The sequence below is a fragment of the Mesorhizobium sp. RIZ17 genome (assembly GCF_051127865.1).
GTDB lineage: Bacteria > Pseudomonadota > Alphaproteobacteria > Rhizobiales > Rhizobiaceae > Mesorhizobium > Mesorhizobium humile.
Map to the genome: position 1 here is coordinate 1,455,877 of NZ_CP147861.1, position 16,132 is coordinate 1,472,008.

14 protein-coding genes, 1 tRNA gene and 1 pseudogene are annotated in these 16,132 nt (G+C 64.8%); 5 read left to right on the forward strand and 11 right to left on the reverse strand.

Annotated elements, in window-relative coordinates:
- Positions 1–233: 233 nt before the first annotated feature.
- Positions 234–1,082 carry a mechanosensitive ion channel family protein gene (locus tag WDX12_RS07215; RefSeq protein ID WP_434724391.1) on the forward strand — a complete coding sequence of 283 codons (849 nt, stop codon included), beginning with the start codon at positions 234–236 and terminating at the stop codon, positions 1,080–1,082.
- A gap of 21 nt (positions 1,083–1,103) precedes the next feature.
- Here the strand turns inward: WDX12_RS07215 and WDX12_RS07220 are convergent, their stop codons facing one another.
- The 5 genes from WDX12_RS07220 to obgE all read right to left on the reverse strand — a co-directional run bounded on the left by WDX12_RS07220 (position 1,104) and on the right by obgE (position 6,972).
- Positions 1,104–2,390, reverse strand: coding sequence for an MFS transporter (locus WDX12_RS07220; RefSeq protein WP_434724392.1), 1,287 nt, complete (start codon positions 2,388–2,390; stop codon positions 1,104–1,106).
- Between the two features lie 250 nt (positions 2,391–2,640).
- Positions 2,641–3,228 carry a nicotinate-nucleotide adenylyltransferase gene (locus WDX12_RS07225; RefSeq protein ID WP_434725584.1) on the reverse strand — a complete coding sequence of 196 codons (588 nt, stop codon included), beginning with the start codon at positions 3,226–3,228 and terminating at the stop codon, positions 2,641–2,643.
- A 249-nt stretch (positions 3,229–3,477) separates the two neighbouring features.
- Positions 3,478–4,764: a glutamate-5-semialdehyde dehydrogenase gene (locus WDX12_RS07230; protein WP_434724393.1), complete on the reverse strand. Its 1,287-nt coding sequence runs from the start codon at positions 4,762–4,764 to the stop codon at positions 3,478–3,480.
- Positions 4,765–4,798: 34 nt separating this feature from the next.
- Entirely contained in the window at positions 4,799–5,938 is a 1,140-nt protein-coding gene (proB, locus tag WDX12_RS07235) for a glutamate 5-kinase (RefSeq protein ID WP_434724394.1), read from the reverse strand.
- Positions 5,939–5,943: 5 nt separating this feature from the next.
- Positions 5,944–6,972 carry a GTPase ObgE gene (gene obgE / locus WDX12_RS07240; protein ID WP_434724395.1) on the reverse strand — a complete coding sequence of 343 codons (1,029 nt, stop codon included), beginning with the start codon at positions 6,970–6,972 and terminating at the stop codon, positions 5,944–5,946.
- Positions 6,973–7,134: 162 nt separating this feature from the next.
- Between obgE and WDX12_RS07245 the strand changes: the two genes are divergently transcribed.
- The gene (locus WDX12_RS07245; RefSeq protein ID WP_434724396.1) at positions 7,135–7,998 is read left to right on the forward strand and encodes an endonuclease/exonuclease/phosphatase family protein; all 864 of its coding nucleotides are present in this window, start codon (positions 7,135–7,137) and stop codon (positions 7,996–7,998) included.
- 164 nt (positions 7,999–8,162) lie between these two features.
- Here the strand turns inward: WDX12_RS07245 and WDX12_RS07250 are convergent, their stop codons facing one another.
- From WDX12_RS07250 to WDX12_RS07260, 3 genes are all read right to left on the reverse strand, one after another.
- Positions 8,163–8,750 carry a GNAT family N-acetyltransferase gene (locus WDX12_RS07250; protein ID WP_434724397.1) on the reverse strand — a complete coding sequence of 196 codons (588 nt, stop codon included), beginning with the start codon at positions 8,748–8,750 and terminating at the stop codon, positions 8,163–8,165.
- 125 nt (positions 8,751–8,875) lie between these two features.
- On the reverse strand, positions 8,876–9,145 hold the full coding sequence (rpmA, locus tag WDX12_RS07255; protein ID WP_140801833.1) for a 50S ribosomal protein L27: 270 nt from the start codon (positions 9,143–9,145) through the stop codon (positions 8,876–8,878).
- A 100-nt stretch (positions 9,146–9,245) separates the two neighbouring features.
- Positions 9,246–9,941, reverse strand: coding sequence for a 50S ribosomal protein L21 (locus tag WDX12_RS07260; protein ID WP_434724398.1), 696 nt, complete (start codon positions 9,939–9,941; stop codon positions 9,246–9,248).
- A gap of 325 nt (positions 9,942–10,266) precedes the next feature.
- Between WDX12_RS07260 and WDX12_RS07265 the strand changes: the two genes are divergently transcribed.
- Together WDX12_RS07265 and WDX12_RS07270 are read left to right on the forward strand one after the other, a co-directional pair.
- Positions 10,267–10,356: transfer RNA gene (locus WDX12_RS07265), tRNA-Ser, on the forward strand.
- A 227-nt stretch (positions 10,357–10,583) separates the two neighbouring features.
- Positions 10,584–11,039, forward strand: a complete 456-nt coding sequence (locus tag WDX12_RS07270) for a hypothetical protein (protein WP_434724399.1) — start codon at positions 10,584–10,586, stop codon at positions 11,037–11,039.
- Between the two features lie 54 nt (positions 11,040–11,093).
- On the opposite strand, the gene WDX12_RS07275 is transcribed toward WDX12_RS07270, so the two are convergent.
- Together WDX12_RS07275 and WDX12_RS07280 are read right to left on the reverse strand one after the other, a co-directional pair.
- Positions 11,094–12,581, reverse strand: coding sequence for an HAL/PAL/TAL family ammonia-lyase (locus WDX12_RS07275; protein ID WP_434724400.1), 1,488 nt, complete (start codon positions 12,579–12,581; stop codon positions 11,094–11,096).
- 350 nt (positions 12,582–12,931) lie between these two features.
- Positions 12,932–13,132: pseudogene (locus tag WDX12_RS07280) on the reverse strand (hypothetical protein); the annotation flags it as partial.
- An 80-nt stretch (positions 13,133–13,212) separates the two neighbouring features.
- Here WDX12_RS07280 and WDX12_RS07285 point away from each other — a divergent pair.
- Positions 13,213–14,172: a DUF1186 domain-containing protein gene (locus WDX12_RS07285; protein WP_434724401.1), complete on the forward strand. Its 960-nt coding sequence runs from the start codon at positions 13,213–13,215 to the stop codon at positions 14,170–14,172.
- A 25-nt stretch (positions 14,173–14,197) separates the two neighbouring features.
- On the opposite strand, the gene recQ is transcribed toward WDX12_RS07285, so the two are convergent.
- Positions 14,198–16,042 (reverse strand): DNA helicase RecQ, encoded by a 1,845-nt coding sequence (recQ, locus tag WDX12_RS07290; protein WP_434724402.1) that lies wholly within the window; start codon positions 16,040–16,042, stop codon positions 14,198–14,200.
- Positions 16,043–16,132: the final 90 nt, after the last annotated feature.

A 16,132-nucleotide genomic window follows, 5' to 3' on the forward strand; every position in this document is an offset into this window, starting at 1 on the left:
TCTTCCGCAGTGCTGTTCTCAGTGTGTTTCCTTTCCCAACAAGAACAACCAAATCACCATGCAAATCAGGTGACACCACTTAGATAGGCAGAGTTCCATTGCAGTTTCAAGACGGGCGCGCCCTGCCCGCGCCAACGCGGCTTCCCTAGGCAGGTTCCGTCGTCCCGAAAAAATCGGAACCCTTTGCGCTTTGCGTGGGTTATCGGCTCACTGACCAAATGGGGACTTCATTCATGCCAACCGACCCGCAAAGCGCCCTCATCACCATCCAGGCCGGGCTCGCGCAACTGAGCACGCTGATCGTTTCCTATTCCTTCTCGGCCATCGGCGCCATCATCCTGCTGGTTGTCGGTTACTTCGTCGCCGGTCTCGCCGAGCGCTCGATTTCCGCCGGCCTCGGCCATATCCACGGCTTCGACGCGACCCTGCGTCACTTCTTCTCCAAGATCGTCCGCTACGCCATCCTGATCCTGGTCACCATCATGGTGCTCGGCCAGTTCGGGGTGCAGACCGCCTCCATCATCGCGGCAATAGGCGCCATCGGCCTCGCCATCGGGCTGGCTCTCCAAGGCACGCTGCAGAACATCGCCGCCGGCATCATGCTTCTGGCGCTCAGGCCCTTCCGCATCGGCGAATATGTCGAGGTCGGCTCGATTGCCGGCACCATCGAGGAGATCGGGCTCTTTGCCACCAAGCTGCGCTCCGTCGACGGCGTCTATGTGCTGGCGCCCAACTCGACACTGTGGAACCAGCCCGTGCGCAATTTCACCCGCAACGGCGTGCGGCGCACCGATGTGAGCCTGAGCATCGGCTCCTGGAACGACATCGACCGCGCGCAAAAGACGCTGCTTGCCATTGCCGGCGCCGAAAAGCGCATCCGCCGCGAACCGGCGCCGATCGCTTTCGTCGCCGGCCTTGGCGACAGCGTTTCGCTCACCTTGCGCTACTGGACGTCGGCCGCCGACTATTTCTCGACCCAGATCGCCATGACCAAGCGCGCCAAGCAGGCTTTCGACAGCGAAGGCATCTCGATCCCCCTGCCGCCGCCGGAAATGCCGGCGCCGGAGGCGCGCAAGCAGTAAGGGTCTTCACTTGCCGATTCTTCACTGGGAAGCGGGCTTCTCGTCCGGCGCGAAGGCAAGCTCCACCGGTAGCGGTGTCTGCGCCGACATCGGCGCGAAGCTGCCGCTCGGGGCTGCAGGCGTCGGCCGGCCCGCCGTCACGCGCCACAGCACGAACAGGCAGAAGGCCGACGCGATGACAATGCCGACATAGATGAAGGTCGCGGTGCCGAAGACGACGGAAAGCGCGGTCACGATGCCCGGCACGATGAAGCCGGCCAGGGACCAGGCAAACAGCATCGAGCTCGACAGCGCCAGAAGCTCGTCCTTGCCGGCGCGGTCGGCGGCATGCGCGCTGGAGAGCGCGTAGATCGATTCCGACGCCCCGTCCCAGATGAGATAGATCACCACCAGCACCATCAGCGCGCCGCCGTCGAAGGCGATGGCTAAAACACTGGCGACGGTCGCGAGCGCCGCTGCGCCCGCCAGCACGTAGCGCCGGTCGGTGCGGTCCGAAATCCAGCCGAGCGGTATCTGCAGGATCAGCGTGCCGACCGGCATCGCCGACAACAGCAGCGCCACGTCGGCCTGGCTGTAGCCCTTGGCGGTGGCGTGGATCGGCGCAAAACCGGAAACGATCATCGACAGGCCGCCGACCGCCAGCATGCCGGCGACGCCGACCGGCGAGATTCGCCAGGCGCGGCGAAGCGCCACCGACGCGGCCTGCGGGGCCGGCGGCTGGGCAAGCCTGGTCATGCCGACCGGCAGGATGGAGAGCGCGGTGAAGGTGATGCCGATCAGCGATGCGGCGGCCGTGTGGATGTCGACGACGGCGAGCGTGGCATAACCCACGCCCAGCCCGGCGATGTAGGCGACATAGAACACCGCCATCACCCGGCCGCGGATCGAGTTCGGCAAGGCGTCGTTGAGCCAGCTCTGAGCGACGATGAACAGCCCGCAGATGGCAAAGCCGTAAAGGGCCCGCGCGGCGATCCACAAAAGCGGGATCGGCCCGGCGCCGATCGCGGCATTGGAGAGCGCGATCAGCGCCGAAAGCACCATGAAGGCGCGGGCGTGGCCCACGCGCTTGACGAGCGGCCCGGTCAGGATGCAGCCGGCCAGCCCGCCGGCCGAAAGCCCGGTGACGATCAGCCCGGCCCAGGTCGGGTCGAAACCGTCGGCGCCGAGGCGCACCGGGATATAGGCGAACATCAGCCCGTTGCCGATCGCGATCAGCGCCATCGACACGATGACGCTGGCAATGGCAATCAGCGGCGCCGATTGCGCGGCGCGGCCCGGATCGGCGGTGGCTTGGTTCTTTTCCAGCATGCTTCCGCAACTTCGCCTACCGAAAGGCAAAAGACCGCCGTAAAAGCGACATGGCCAGACTTCCCTTCCCCCCTTGTGGGGGAAGGTGGATTGCCGCGAAGCGGCAAGACGGATGAGGGGTGTTCCAGCGGAGTGAGACGCTGGTGATTGCGGCCTTAGACGAGCGCGTTGGCCAAGCTGGAGCACCCCTCATCCGTCTCGGCGCTGCGCGCCGATCCACCTTCTCCCACAGGGGGAGAAGGAAGAAGCTCTACTCCTTCGCCGCCTTGCGGATCGCGGTGGAGGAGAGCGAAGAGCGCGGGCCGTGGATGAAGGTCCAGGCCGGCGCCTGCATGCGGGCAAGCAGCGGCGCGTCGCCCTCGTCGACGCGGGCATAGTCGAAGGTTTTGGCGACCACTGACGACAGGAAGGAGAGCGTGGCGCCCGGGCGGTCGATGACCGCAATCGGGAAGGTCAACACGATCTCGCGCCAGCGCTGCCAGCGGTGGAAGTCGCGCAAACTATCCGCGCCCATGATCCAGACGAAATCGACACCCGGGTTGCGCGCCTTTACCAGGGCCAGCGTGTCGGCGGTGTAGCGAACGTGCCGCGCCGCCTCGAAGGCGGTGACCTTGATCTTGGGGTTCCTGGCGATCTTTTCGGACAGCTCGATGCGCTCGGCGAGCGGCGCCAGTTCCCGCACGCTTTTCAACGGATTGCCGGGCGTCACCATCCACCACAGCTGGTCGAGCGCCAGCCTTCTCAGCGCTATCTCGGCGACCAGCGCATGACCGGCATGCGGCGGGTTGAACGAGCCGCCGAACAGCCCGACCGTCAGCCCCTTGGCGGCGTGCGGCATGCGAAAGTAGCGCGAAGGAACGACGGGCTCGGAAAGGGAGAGCATTGTGCTAGGCCCCCCTCTCTGCCCTGCCGGCCATCTCCCCCACAAGGGGGGAGATCAGATGGCGCCTATGCTTTCGCCAATCGCCGACGTTGCAAGCAGAGGACCGTCGGCGAAACAGCCAATCTCCCCCCTTGAGGGGGAGATGGCCGGCAGGGCAGAGAGGGGGGCCTGGGCGCAAGCTTCAACCCCTTACGGCAACAAGCGTCAAGGCCTCACCTGCCCCGACCCGCGCACGCGGTATTTGAACGAGGTCAACTGCTCGACGCCGACCGGTCCGCGCGCATGCATCTTGCCGGTGGCGATGCCGATCTCCGCGCCCATGCCGAACTCGCCGCCATCGGCGAACTGCGTCGATGCGTTGTGCAGGAGGATCGCCGAGTCGATCTCGTTGAAGAATTTTTCGACCGCTTGCGCATCCTCGGCGACGATCGCCTCGGTGTGGTGCGACGAGAAGGTCTCGATATGCTCGATCGCCCCGGCGACATCGTCGACCAGCTTCACCGCGATGATGGCGTCGAGATACTCCGTCACCCAGTCGGCGTCGGTCGCCGGGCTGGCGTCGGCGAAAGCCCTGATCACCTCGGCGTCGGCATGGATCTCGCAGCCGGCGGCGCGTAGCGCTTCCAGGATCGGCACCAGATGCGTGGAGACCACCGCGCGGTCGACCAGCAAGGTCTCGGCGGCACCGCACACGCCGGTGCGCCGCATCTTGGCGTTGACGGCGATCTTGACGGCCATGTCGAGCTTGGCCGAGCGGTCGATGTAGAGATGGCAGATGCCTTCCAGATGTGCGAAGACCGGCACCCGCGCCTCGCTTTGCACGCGCCCGACCAGACTTTTGCCGCCGCGCGGGATAATGACATCGAGATTGCCGCTCAAGCCTTTGAGCATCTCGCCGACGGCGGCGCGGTCGGCGGTCGGCACAAGCTGGATGGCATCCTGCGGCAGGCCGGCCACCTTCAGCCCTTCGACCATGCAGGCGTGGATTGCGGACGACGAATTGAGCGAATCCGAGCCGCCGCGCAGGATCACCGAATTGCCGGCCTTGAGGCAAAGCGCGCCGGCGTCCGCCGTCACGTTGGGGCGGCTTTCATAGATGACGCCGATGACGCCGAGCGGCGTGCGCACGCGCTCGATGTGCAGCCCGTTCGGCCGTTCCCATTCGGCGATGACGTCGCCGACCGGATCCTTGAGCGCGGCGATCTCGCGAATGCCCTCGGCCATCGCCTTGATGCGCGAGGGCGTCAGCTTCAGGCGGTCCATGAAGGAACCGGACAGCCCGGCTTCCTCGCCATTCGACATGTCGATGGCGTTGGCGTCGAGGATCGCTTGCTCGTTGCGCAGGATGGCATCGGCCATGGCGACAAGCGCGGCGTTCTTGGCCTTGGTGGAAGCGACGGCCAACGGTCGGGCGGCGGCGCGGGCGCGGCGGCCGATATCGGCCATTAGCGCCACAGTGTCTTCGCCGGATTTTTCATGCAGCTTCAGCATGGTTCATCCCTCCGCCTGGTCGTCGGCCGATCTTCTAGTCGTCGGCCAATACTTGGTCGCCGCTGACACTTACCACAAGGTCGTCGCGATGGATCATCGCCGAGCGCGCCTCGTAGCCGAGCACATTTTCGATCTCGGCCGTCTTCAAACCCGCGATCCTTACGGCATCGGCGGCATCGTAGGCAACCAGCCCGCGCGCGATCTCGCGGCCCTCGGGCGACAGGATCGCCACCGTGTCGCCGCGCGCAAAATTGCCGCTGACGAGTTTCACGCCGGCCGGCAGCAGCGACTTGCCCGATTTCAGCGCGCCTATGGCGCCGGCGTCGACGGTGAGCCGGCCCGCCGGTTCCAATTGCCCGGCGATCCAGGTCTTGTAGCCCTTCACCGGATTGGCGCTCGGCTTGAAAAAGGTGGCGCGCTCGCCGCGCTCGATCGCCATCAGCGGCGACAACCTGGTGCCGGACGTGATGATCATCGCGGTGCCGGCGGCGTTGGCGATCTTGCCGGCATCGAGCTTGGTGCGCATGCCGCCGCGCGACAGCTCGGAAGCCGCCGCCCCCGCCATCGCCTCGATGTCCGGCGTGATGCGGTCGACCACGGGAATAAACTTGGCCTTCGGATCCTTGGCCGGCGGCGCCGTGTAGAGCCCGTCGATGTCCGACAGCAGCACCAGAAGATCGGTGCCCATCATGGTCGCCACGCGCGCGGCCAGCCGGTCGTTGTCGCCATAGCGGATTTCCGACGTCGCCACCGTGTCGTTCTCGTTGATGACCGGCACCGCCCTCATCTTGAGCAGCGTCGAGATGGTCGCGCGCGCGTTGAGGTAGCGGCGGCGCTCCTCGGTGTCGCCAAGGGTCAAAAGAATCTGGCCCGATTTAAGCCCGTCCTTGCCGAGCGCATCCGACCAGGCGCCGGCGAGCGCGATCTGGCCGACGGCAGCGGCAGCCTGACTCTCCTCGAGCTTCAGCGCGCGCTTGCCGAGGCCGAGAATGGTGCGCCCCAGCGCGATCGCGCCCGAGGAGACGACGAGCACCTCGGCGCCGGCATCGGCAAGCACCGCGATGTCGTCGGCAAGCGAGCTCAGCCAGTCGCGTTTCAGGCCTGTCGCACGGTCGACGAGCAGCGCCGAACCGATCTTCACGGTGATGCGCCGGTATGATTTCAGCGATTTCATGGGTCTTATCGCCAGCGCGTGTCGACGGGAGCGGGAACGGCATCGCGCGACTCGGCGACCACTACCATCAGAGCGCGCAGTACCGCCTCGACGCCTTCGCCGGTGACGGCCGAGACAAGCAACGGCGCGCGGCCGGCGGCCCGTTTCAGCGAAGCCACCTTCTTCTTGCGGGCGTCCGCGTCGAGGATGTCGACCTGGGACAGCGCCACGATCTCGACCTTGTCGGTCAACCCGTGGCCATAGGCTTCGAGCTCGGCGCGCACCGTCTTGTACGCCTTGCCCGGGCTTTCCTCCTGCGCCGAGACGAGGTGGAGCAGCACGCGCGTGCGCTCGACATGGCCGAGGAAACGGTCGCCGATGCCCACCCCTTCATGCGCGCCCTCGATCAGGCCGGGAATATCCGCCAGCACGAATTCGCGGCCATCGATGCGGGCAACGCCGAGGCCGGGATAGAGCGTGGTGAACGGATAGTCGGCGATCTTCGGCTTGGCGGCGGTGACGGCGGCAAGGAAGGTCGATTTGCCGGCATTGGGCATCCCGACCAGGCCTGCGTCGGCGATCAGCTTGAGCCGGAGCCAGATGCTCAGCTCCTCGCCCGGCAGGCCGGGATTGGCGCGCCGCGGCGCCTGGTTGGTCGAGGTCTTGAAATGCTGGTTGCCAAAGCCGCCATTGCCGCCCTTGGCGAGCAGGAAGCGCTGGCCGACGACCGTCAGGTCGCAGATCAGCGTCTCATTGTCCTCGCCAAACACCTGCGTGCCCGCCGGCACTTTCAGCGTCACGTCGGCGCCCTTGGCGCCCGTCATGTTGCGGCCCATGCCGTGCGTGCCGGTCTTGGCCTTGAAATGCTGCTGGTAGCGATAGTCGATCAGCGTGTTCAGCCCGTCGACCGCTTCCACCCAGACATCGCCGCCGCGGCCGCCGTCGCCGCCATCCGGACCGCCGAACTCGATGAATTTCTCGCGACGAAACGACGTGGATCCGGCGCCGCCGTCGCCGGAACGTATGTAAACCTTGGCCTGGTCGAGGAATTTCATCGTCGTTTCAAGTTTCTGCTGATGTCCATGAGCGCTTGCTCTAAGGCATGCCTTAAACCAAGGCGGAGCCTAGGGCGAGGCCGATTTGCGACTAAAGCGCCGGATGCCCTTTTGCCAAGGACGCGGTAGCACTGTTGCGGGGAGTGCTGGAGGGGCGCGGGGATGAAGATCGTTTCCTACAACATCCAATATGGTATCGGCCTTGATGGCAGATACGATGTCGGCCGCATTGCCGATGCCGTGCGCGGCGCCGATGTGATCGCGCTGCAGGAAGTGACCCGCAACAACCCGCGCAACGGCGACCGCGACATGGTGGCCGAGATCAGCGAGGCGCTGCCCGATTATTTTGCCGCCTATGGCAGCAATTTCGAGGTCAATATCGGCTCGCGCCTGGAGAACGGCCGCGCCATCTCGACCTCCTTCCAGCTCGGCAACATGGTGCTGTCGAAGACACCCATTCATCTGTCGCGCAATCTCCTTTTGCCGCGCAGCCGCAGCCTCGAGGCCATGAACTTCCAACGCGGCGCGCTCGAAGCGCTGATCGAGACGCCGCTCGGCTTCATCCGTTTCTATTCCACCCATCTCGACCATCGCAGCCCGGTCGAGCGCCAGAGCCAGATCCGCTTCCTGCGCCAGCGCCTCCTGAACTATGCGCTGGAAGGCGGCGGCCTGTCCGGCATTCCCGAGATCGGCCTGCCGGACCTGCCCTATCCGGAAGCCTTCATCGTCATGGGCGACTTCAACATGCTGCCGGGCTCCGCCGAATATGTCGAACTCGCCGGCCGTCCGGACCATGAATTCGGCATGCCGCTGACCGCCGATCTCGCCGTCGACGTCGCCCAGCGTCTTGCCGTCGCCGACCTCGTCACCTGGGTCGATCCCGAGCGGCCCGAAGACCAAAGCCGCCACAAATGCATCGACTACATCTTCACCAGCGCCTCGCTCGCCAGATCGCTGAAGCGCCTGTGGTCCGACCGCGACGCCGTCGGCTCCGACCATCTGCCGCTCTGGGCCGAACTGAGCTGAGCGCAATCTATCAAGTGCGCCCAAGATGGGTTGAGATTCAGGTCAGGCCGAGCCGAGAGTGGTGGCTTCCGAGAACCGGAGCGGAGCGTGCTTGAAGCACGTGAGCACCGGAAGCGCAGGAAGCCGCCACTCGCAGGCCGGCATCACCTGAATATCGGCCCATCTCAGAAGTGGACCCAGTTGCGGAGACTGGTCCACGTCTTCCTGTCCAGGCGATAACGCTCGACCGGCACCTGGCCGGCGACGATCGAGTTCAGCATGCCCTGGCCGGCATACTGAAAGCCGCATTTGTGGATGACCCGGCGCGAGGCCGGATTGATCACCCTGGTCGAGGCGTGCAGCACCTGGATCGAGGTGTTCTGGAAGGCGAGGTCAACCAGCGCATGCGCGGCCTCGGTGGCATAGCCGCGCTTCCAGTAAGGCTCGCCGATCCAGTAGCCGAGCTCCAGCCCGCGATCGGTGGTGTTGAGCCCCGCGCAGCCGACGAAGGTGCCGGTGCCGGCAAGGGTGAGCGCATAGACGATGCCGGCGCGGCGCGATGCGGCCATGGCGAGGAAGGTGCGCGCTTCCGCTTCGCCATAGGGATGCGGCATGCGGGCCAGCATTTCGGCGACATGTCGGTTGTCGGCAAGCGTGACGAGTTGCTCGATATCGCTCTCGCGCGGCGCGCGCATGACCAGCCGCTCGGTGGCCAGCACCGGGCAATCGATCGCGTAACTTTCGTCTTCGGTATCTTCCGCTTCGGCAACCATTTTAGTCCTCCAGGGCAAGAAAAATGAAAAAGGAGAGAGGGCAAGCCCATCTCTCCTGATCCTTTTCCTGGCCTGGCCAGACACCGGTTCCCGAGATGGGCGCCGGTGTTATGGTGCGGAACCGGCTACTCCGCTGCTTTGGTAATCGGGTTCACCGATACGTAGGTTCGGCCGTTGGCTTTCTTGTTGAAGGTGACCGCGCCGGCTTCGAGCGCAAAAAGGGTGTGGTCCGTGCCCATGCCGACATTGGTGCCCGGATGCCAGGTCGTGCCGCGTTGACGGATGATGATGTTGCCGGCGATGACGGCTTCGCCGCCGAACTTCTTCACGCCGAGACGCTTGGAGTGCGAATCGCGACCGTTGCGCGACGAACCGCCAGCTTTCTTGTGTGCCATTTGACTAACTCCGATGCGCCCTGAGGCGCTTGAATGGTCTTATGAACGCGTTCGCGTTCCGTTTCAAGTGCGCACCGGCGACGTTTGTCGCCGAGCCATCTTACTTCTTCGCCAGTTCCTTGGCCTGCTCGCGCCAGTCCTTGATCTGGTCGGCGCTGAACGGCATGTGCTCGTCGATCTTGGCGACATCCTTGTCGGTGAGCTTGGCGAGCTGCGCGAAGGTGACGATGCCCTGCTCGGCGAGATCCTTGGCCGCGACCGGGCCGATGCCCTTGATCACGGTCAGGTCGTCCGGCTCGCCCTTCGGCGCCTTGAACAGCGGCGCGGCCTTTGCCTCTTCGCCGGCGGCAGCCTCGGTCTTGGCTTCCTTCTTGGCCTTGGGCTCCTTCGGAGCCGTCTCGGCCTTCGCCTCGGCGGCGACTTCAGCCTTTGCCTCGGCCTTGGCTTCCGGCTTGGCGGCGGCCTTCTTCGACGGCTTGGCGCCACCCAGCAGGATCTCGGCGATCCGGACGGTGGTCAGAAGCTGGCGATGGCCGATCTTGCGGCGCGAATTCTGGCGGCGGCGCTTCTTGAAGGCGATGACGGTGCGGTTCTTGCCCTGCTCGACGACTTCCGCCGTGACCAGAGCGCCATCGACGAACGGTGCGCCGAAGGTGACATTCTCGCCCTCGCCATGCGCGAGCACATTGCCGATCTCGACGATATCGCCGACCTTGGCTTCGAGTTTCTCGATCTTCAGGAGATCGTTGGCGGCGACGCGATACTGCTTGCCGCCCGTTTTGATGACTGCGAACATTTTTTGCCTTTCGCTGTTCGGTCGGCCTCGATGAACCGCCTCGGGCGGTTCGGCCGTCTTTTTGTCAGTCTGCGGGTTCAAAAAACAAGCGGCGCGGAAGAGCTTCCACGCCGAATGCGGGCTGTCCCTAACCGAAGGTTGCGCCGGAGTCAAGGCAAGCGGCCTTGTCTTTGGAGAGGCTGCGAGCGGTTGCCGGCAAATATCGATCCGTCACGTCGCCGTCGCTTTTCGCGGAAGCCGGAAATCGGTCGAATAGGGCCTTGTAACCGGAGCGGTCAGCCGTTATCTAGTGCGCCGCGCCGGCAACGGCCGACCATGACCTCGCGGAGAGGTGGCAGAGTGGTCGAATGCACCGCACTCGAAATGCGGCATACTCGCAAGGGTATCGGGGGTTCGAATCCCTCCCTCTCCGCCATCCTGCTTCGCTCTCCGAGCTTCGCAGGATAAACATGATCCTTCGCCGGGATCGCTCGACTTAAAACGCCTCAGGTCCCAGACTGCGCGTCTCGATCGAACCATACTTCGGCCGTGAAGCAGCACACAGTCGCGTGACAAAAATCCGGCCATGGTCGATAGTCATATGATCTCAGGGGATCATCCTGCGGAGGGCCGTTTGACATGCGCTCTGGGTGGAACCCAACAGTGTCCGGCCGCTCTGGCGGCTTCATAACGTGTGGCAGCGTGGCCGGGCCAGCCATAGCGGCTGTCCTTGCAATTGCGTTTTCCCTTTCGCCTTCGCATGCGGAAGCTGCAAAGCATCGCCTGCCGAGCGACTACAAATGGGGCCGTTGCCTGCTTGTCGTGGAGGGCCAGACCCGCATATCCGGAAGATGCTCCTATCAAATCGAGAAGGGTGGCGATTTCAACATCCAGGGGCCCAAGCAGGTTTTTGCCGGCATCGACTATCCCGATCCGCATAGCGGGGCCGGTGAAATGTCCAAGGATTACTGGGCCGTTGTCTATAAGGACGGTGATTCCTGGGCAGGCTATTCGAACTCGGAGATCGACGAGACCCACGGCGGCGAAAGGTGGGAAGACCTTCGCCGCGAAGGCGCGTGCTACGTCGGGAAGGACGTCAAGATATGCCTTTGGCATTGACAGGGCAGAGCCCCGGGCCTTTGCCTCGCATTGGGCTGAGCCGGCGATCCGCCATCAACCCGCCACATCCGCCTCGCGGATGAAGTCGCGCAGAATTTCCATGTCCCAGGACAGCGGACGGTCGTCGCTGTAATGCGCGACGCGCTGGCGGATGGCGCGATAGATCGCATCGGTGCCCGGCGCCCGCGCGGCCTTGCCGGCCAGGAAATCATGCGCCTGCGCGGCGGCCATGAGTTCGATCGCCAGGATGTATTCGGCATTGTCGATCACGGCCAGCAGCTTGTTGGCAGCCACGGTCGGGTGGGCGAGGAAATCCTCCTGCAAGCCGGATGTGACGCCGCCATCCGTCGCCGCCGGCGCGGCAAGGCGCCGGTTGACGTTGCTGAGCGACGTGGCGGTGTACTGGGCGATCATGAAACCCGAATTGCAGCCGCCTTCGGCAGCTAGAAAGGCCGGCAGGTTGTTGACCAGCGGATTGACCAGGCGGTCGATGCGGCGTTCGCTCATGGCCGCGACCTGCGCGAGCGCAATCGTCAGGCCGTCGGCGATCTGCCCGAGCGCGGCCGCGACCGGATGCGCCTGCGAAAACACCTGAGGCTCCTCTGGCGTACCCGCCACCGCGGGATTGTCGGTGACCGAAGCCAGTTCGCGGTCAACCAGAAGAGCTGAACGCTCCAGCACCTCGCGCGCCGCGCCATGTACATGCGGCACCGCGCGCAGGCTGAGCGCGTCCTGCGTGCGGCTGCCCTGCGCGGCCGCGATCAGGCCACTGCCGTCGAGCAGGCGCCGCAGTGCGGCACCCACCGCCTGAATGCCGGGCGACGGCTTCATGGCCAGCACCGTTGCGTCGAAGGCCGCCATCTGCCCGCCGGCGGCTTCCAGCGTCAGCGCCGCCGCGGCATCGGCCCAATTGAGCAGACGCTCGGCGCGAACCAGCGCGATGCTTGTCAGGCCGGTGGCGCATGCCGTGCCGTTGACGAGGCTCAAGCCTTCCTTGGCGCCCAGCACCAGCGGCTCGAGGCCGATCTCGGCCAGCGCCTGACGGCCGCTCATCCTGCGCCCGGCAACAGTCGCCCTGCCCTCACCGATAAGCACCAGCGCGATATGGGCGTTGTGCGTCAGATATCCGGCCGACCCGCGGGACGGAACATCCGGAACGCAACCGCGCTCGAGGAAGGTGAGCAGGTTGCGCACGATCTGAGGCCGCACGCCCGAATGGCCATGCGCGAAATTCGCCACCTGCACCGCAATGACGGCGCGGATGCCGCGCTCGGGCACCGGTTCGCCGACGCCGCAGGCGTGACTGAGAATGATGTTGCGCGACAGCTTTTCCTGCAGTGCCGGCGCCACCACCTGGCTCGCCAGCGCGCCGACCCCGGTATTCACGCCATAGGCTCGAATGCCCTTTTCGACGAGGCTTGTCACGATGCGGCTCGCGTGCGCGATGCGATCCCAGGCGGCGTCGGTCAGCGCCAGGTTTTCGCCGTCGCCGACGCGCACGATGTCGCGCCAGCTTGCGGCATTGTCGAAGATTATTGTCATTCGCAGATCCCAACATGCGCAGGGTCTCCACACCCCGCGGCGTCTCGCTTAAAGCGTCCCGATCGCGCCTTCTGTCGGAATTTCGCCGTGGACGGCGCCAGAACGGCGGAAATTTGGCGTAACCCGATTACCCACCACCGTGGCGGTTCGCGGGCGGACAAGAATTGCCGGCAAAGGCCTTGAGGATCGGTCGTAGCCGCGTTTGGCGACGACGGTGGAATTTGAGCGTGTCTACCCCAGCGGCGTCAGTCGTTCGATGAAGCGGCCCTTGCCGGCATGGCGCTCGCGAATGGATTGAAGTCGGACGCGGAATGCCTCGACACTGCCCTGTCGTTCGGCAAGCGCCTGGAGTTGGCCAGATAGAGATGAAGATCGAACCAGCGTTCCATGAACTCGTCCGGATCGCCTTTGAAGTCTCCCCACTCGTAGAAATTGGTGAAGCTGGTGGCGGTGATGCGCGCCCGTGTCGAGAAATTGCGCAACACGCGGCGGTCCGCCTGACTGAGCGGCCGGTCGATCGCCTGGAACTCGTAATACTGATATTCGCTCATTGTCGCTCTCAGGGTTGACACAAGGTGCGGCTAGACGATCGATAGCACACCGCAGGAACGGCCCTCCATCGAGGCGAGTGATGAAAAAAGAAGAGCTGGAAAAACTCCTCAGCACTGACAGCGAAGACTTCGAGCTGTATCCGATAAACCGCTACCTGCATGCCCTGGCGACCGAGCGGCGGATGCCGGATATTGCAATCGGCGTTTGCACCATCAGGATCGAGGAAGCTGCCCCTGCGTTGCGGGCGATTCTCGCAAGGGCCGCCGATGGGGAGGTGCTGTCGTTGGACGACGAAAGGCTTCTTTTCCGGGGCTTGCATATTCTGGGTGGCGCGCGCGACACCGAGGCCTGTCAATCCTTGCTGCGCCTGCTCCGTCGTCCAGGCCGTGAGGTCGACGATCTACTCGGCGACGCCCTCACGGAAACGCTGCCGCGCATCTTCGCGGGCATGTTCGACGGCGACGCCCAAGCTCTCTTCAACACCATCGGCGACCGCGAGGTCGATGAATTCACGCGCGACGTGCTGATGAGCGCCGCTGCCTTTCTCACTTGGGAAGGGCGTATCGAGCGGGACCGGATGCGGCTCTTTCTCGAACGGTTCCATGCCGAGAAGATGGCCGACGACGAGGAGCAGGTCTGGGTTGCCTGGCTCGAGGCGATCGCCATGCTGGGATGGCGCGATCTCACGCCGTTGGTCGATAGCGCATGGAATGAAGGGCGCGTTCCAGCGGACATGCTGGAGCGACGCGATTTCGAGGAGGACCTTCGAGCAGCCGAAGAGGCGCCGGACGACATCGAACGATTCAAGAGCAACAATCTCGGCTACATCGACGATGTGATTGAAACGCTGGATTGGTTCCGCCATTGGGAAAGCGACGATGGCAATGAGGAGGAAGACTGGCAGTCGTCCTCGCCGTTGCCGTGGACGAGCCCGGAGGAACCGGTGATAAACCCCTTGCGGCACGTCGGTCGCAACGATCCATGTCCTTGTGGCAGCGGCAAGAAATTCAAGAAATGCTGCCTCACAGACCTGGAATAATGGCGCGCGGAATGAGGCCCCTCCCTTAGCTCGACCCGCTCGCCCCATGGGCCGCGATCGCGCTCAGGAAAATCTCGCCGAACTCCTTGAGCTTGGCGGCGCCGACGCCGTTCACTTCGGCAAAGTCGTCGAGGTCTTGCGGGCGGCGCTCGGCCATGTCGATCAGGGTGCGGTCGGAAAACACCACATAGGCCGGCACCTGGCGCTCCTTGGCGAGCCGCAGCCGCAACGTCTTGAGCGTCGCCAGAAGCGATGCATCGACGCCCTCACCCTCCATGGCGGAGCCCTGCGCGGCGCGCTTCCTGCCGCGCGCGAGACGATCCCGGCCCTCGACACGATATTCGAACGCAACCTCGCCACGGCCGAGCGAGCGGCCGCTTTCCGAGATGGCGAGACCGCCATGGCCGTCGGGATCCGGCACCAGGAAGCCGCCGGCGACGAGTTGCCGGACGAGCGACAGCCAGACCGGCTTCCTGTGCACGATGCCGGCCTTGAAGCTGGTAAGCTTCTGATGGCCCCTGGCCAGCACCTTTTCGGTTTCATGGCCGAGCAGGATGTCGATGACATGGGCGGCGCCGAAGCGCTCGCCGCTCTGCGCGACGGCCGAAAGGATGATGCGCGCCTCGGCGCTGCCATCGGCGCGCGGTGCCTGGTCGAGGCAGTTGTCGCAATTGCCGCAGGCCTGCGCCTCCTCGCCGAAATAGCCGAGCAGCACCTGGCGCCGGCACTGCGCCGTCTCGCAATAGCCGATCAGCGTGTCGAGCCGGCGATGCGCCCGCCTTTTGTGCTCGGGTGCGGTATCCTCGTCGTCGATGAACATCCGGCGCGTACGGATGTCGCCGGCACCGTAGAGCATATGCGCTTCCGCCGACCGGCCGTCGCGTCCGGCGCGGCCGATCTCCTGGTAATACGCCTCCAGGCTGCCGGGCAGGTCGGTGTGGAAGACATAGGCGACATCGGGCTTGTCGATGCCCATGCCGAAAGCGATGGTCGCCACCATGACGACACCCGACAGGCTCATGAACGCGTTCTGGTTGGCCTCGCGCGCCTCCTTGCTCATGCCGGCATGATAGGCGAGCGCGTGCACGCCGTTCTTCTCCAGGAAGGCCGCCATTTCCTCCGTCTTGCGGCGCGACAGGCAATAGATGATGCCACTCTTGCCCTGGTGACGCTCGATGAAACGCAGCAGCTGGCGCTTGCTGTCCTGCTTGGGCTCTATCGCCAGCTTGATGTTGGGCCGGTCGAAGCCCAGCACCAGGGTTTCGGCGCGCCCGGCGAACAGCCGCGCTTCGATGTCGGCCCGCGTGGCCTCGTCCGCCGTCGCCGTCAGCGCGATGATGGGGACTTGCGGAAACAACCCGCGCAACCGCGACAGGTCCTCATATTCGCGTCGGAAGGCCGGGCCCCATTGCGAGATGCAATGCGCCTCGTCGATGGCGATCAGGCCGACATCGAGCCGCGACAAGGCTTCGAGCATCCGCTCCGTCATCAGCCGCTCCGGCGCCATGTAGAGCAGCCGCGTCTGCCCGGACGCGACGCGGCGCCAGGCCGCGACATTGGCGTCGCGGTCGAGCGAGGAATTGATCGTGTCGGCGGCCACGCCGGCAAGACGCAAGGCGGCGACCTGGTCCTGCATGAGCGCCACCAGCGGCGAGACCACGATGGTGAGCCCACCCTTGACCAGCGCCGGAACCTGATAGCAGAGCGACTTGCCGGCACCCGTCGGCATGACCGCCAGCACATGGCGCCCGGCGAGCAACGCCTCGATCACGCTCGCCTGCCCGGGGCGGAAATCGTCGAAGCCGAACACATCCTTCAGGACGCGCCGCTTGTGATCCTCGGCCCGCAGGCCGGCTGCCTGTGCCGGCATCAGGCAGGCACCTGACGGATAGTGGTTTTCGGGAGGATATGAAGACCGGTCAATGATTCACCATGTGATGCTTTGAAGTAGCGCAGCCGT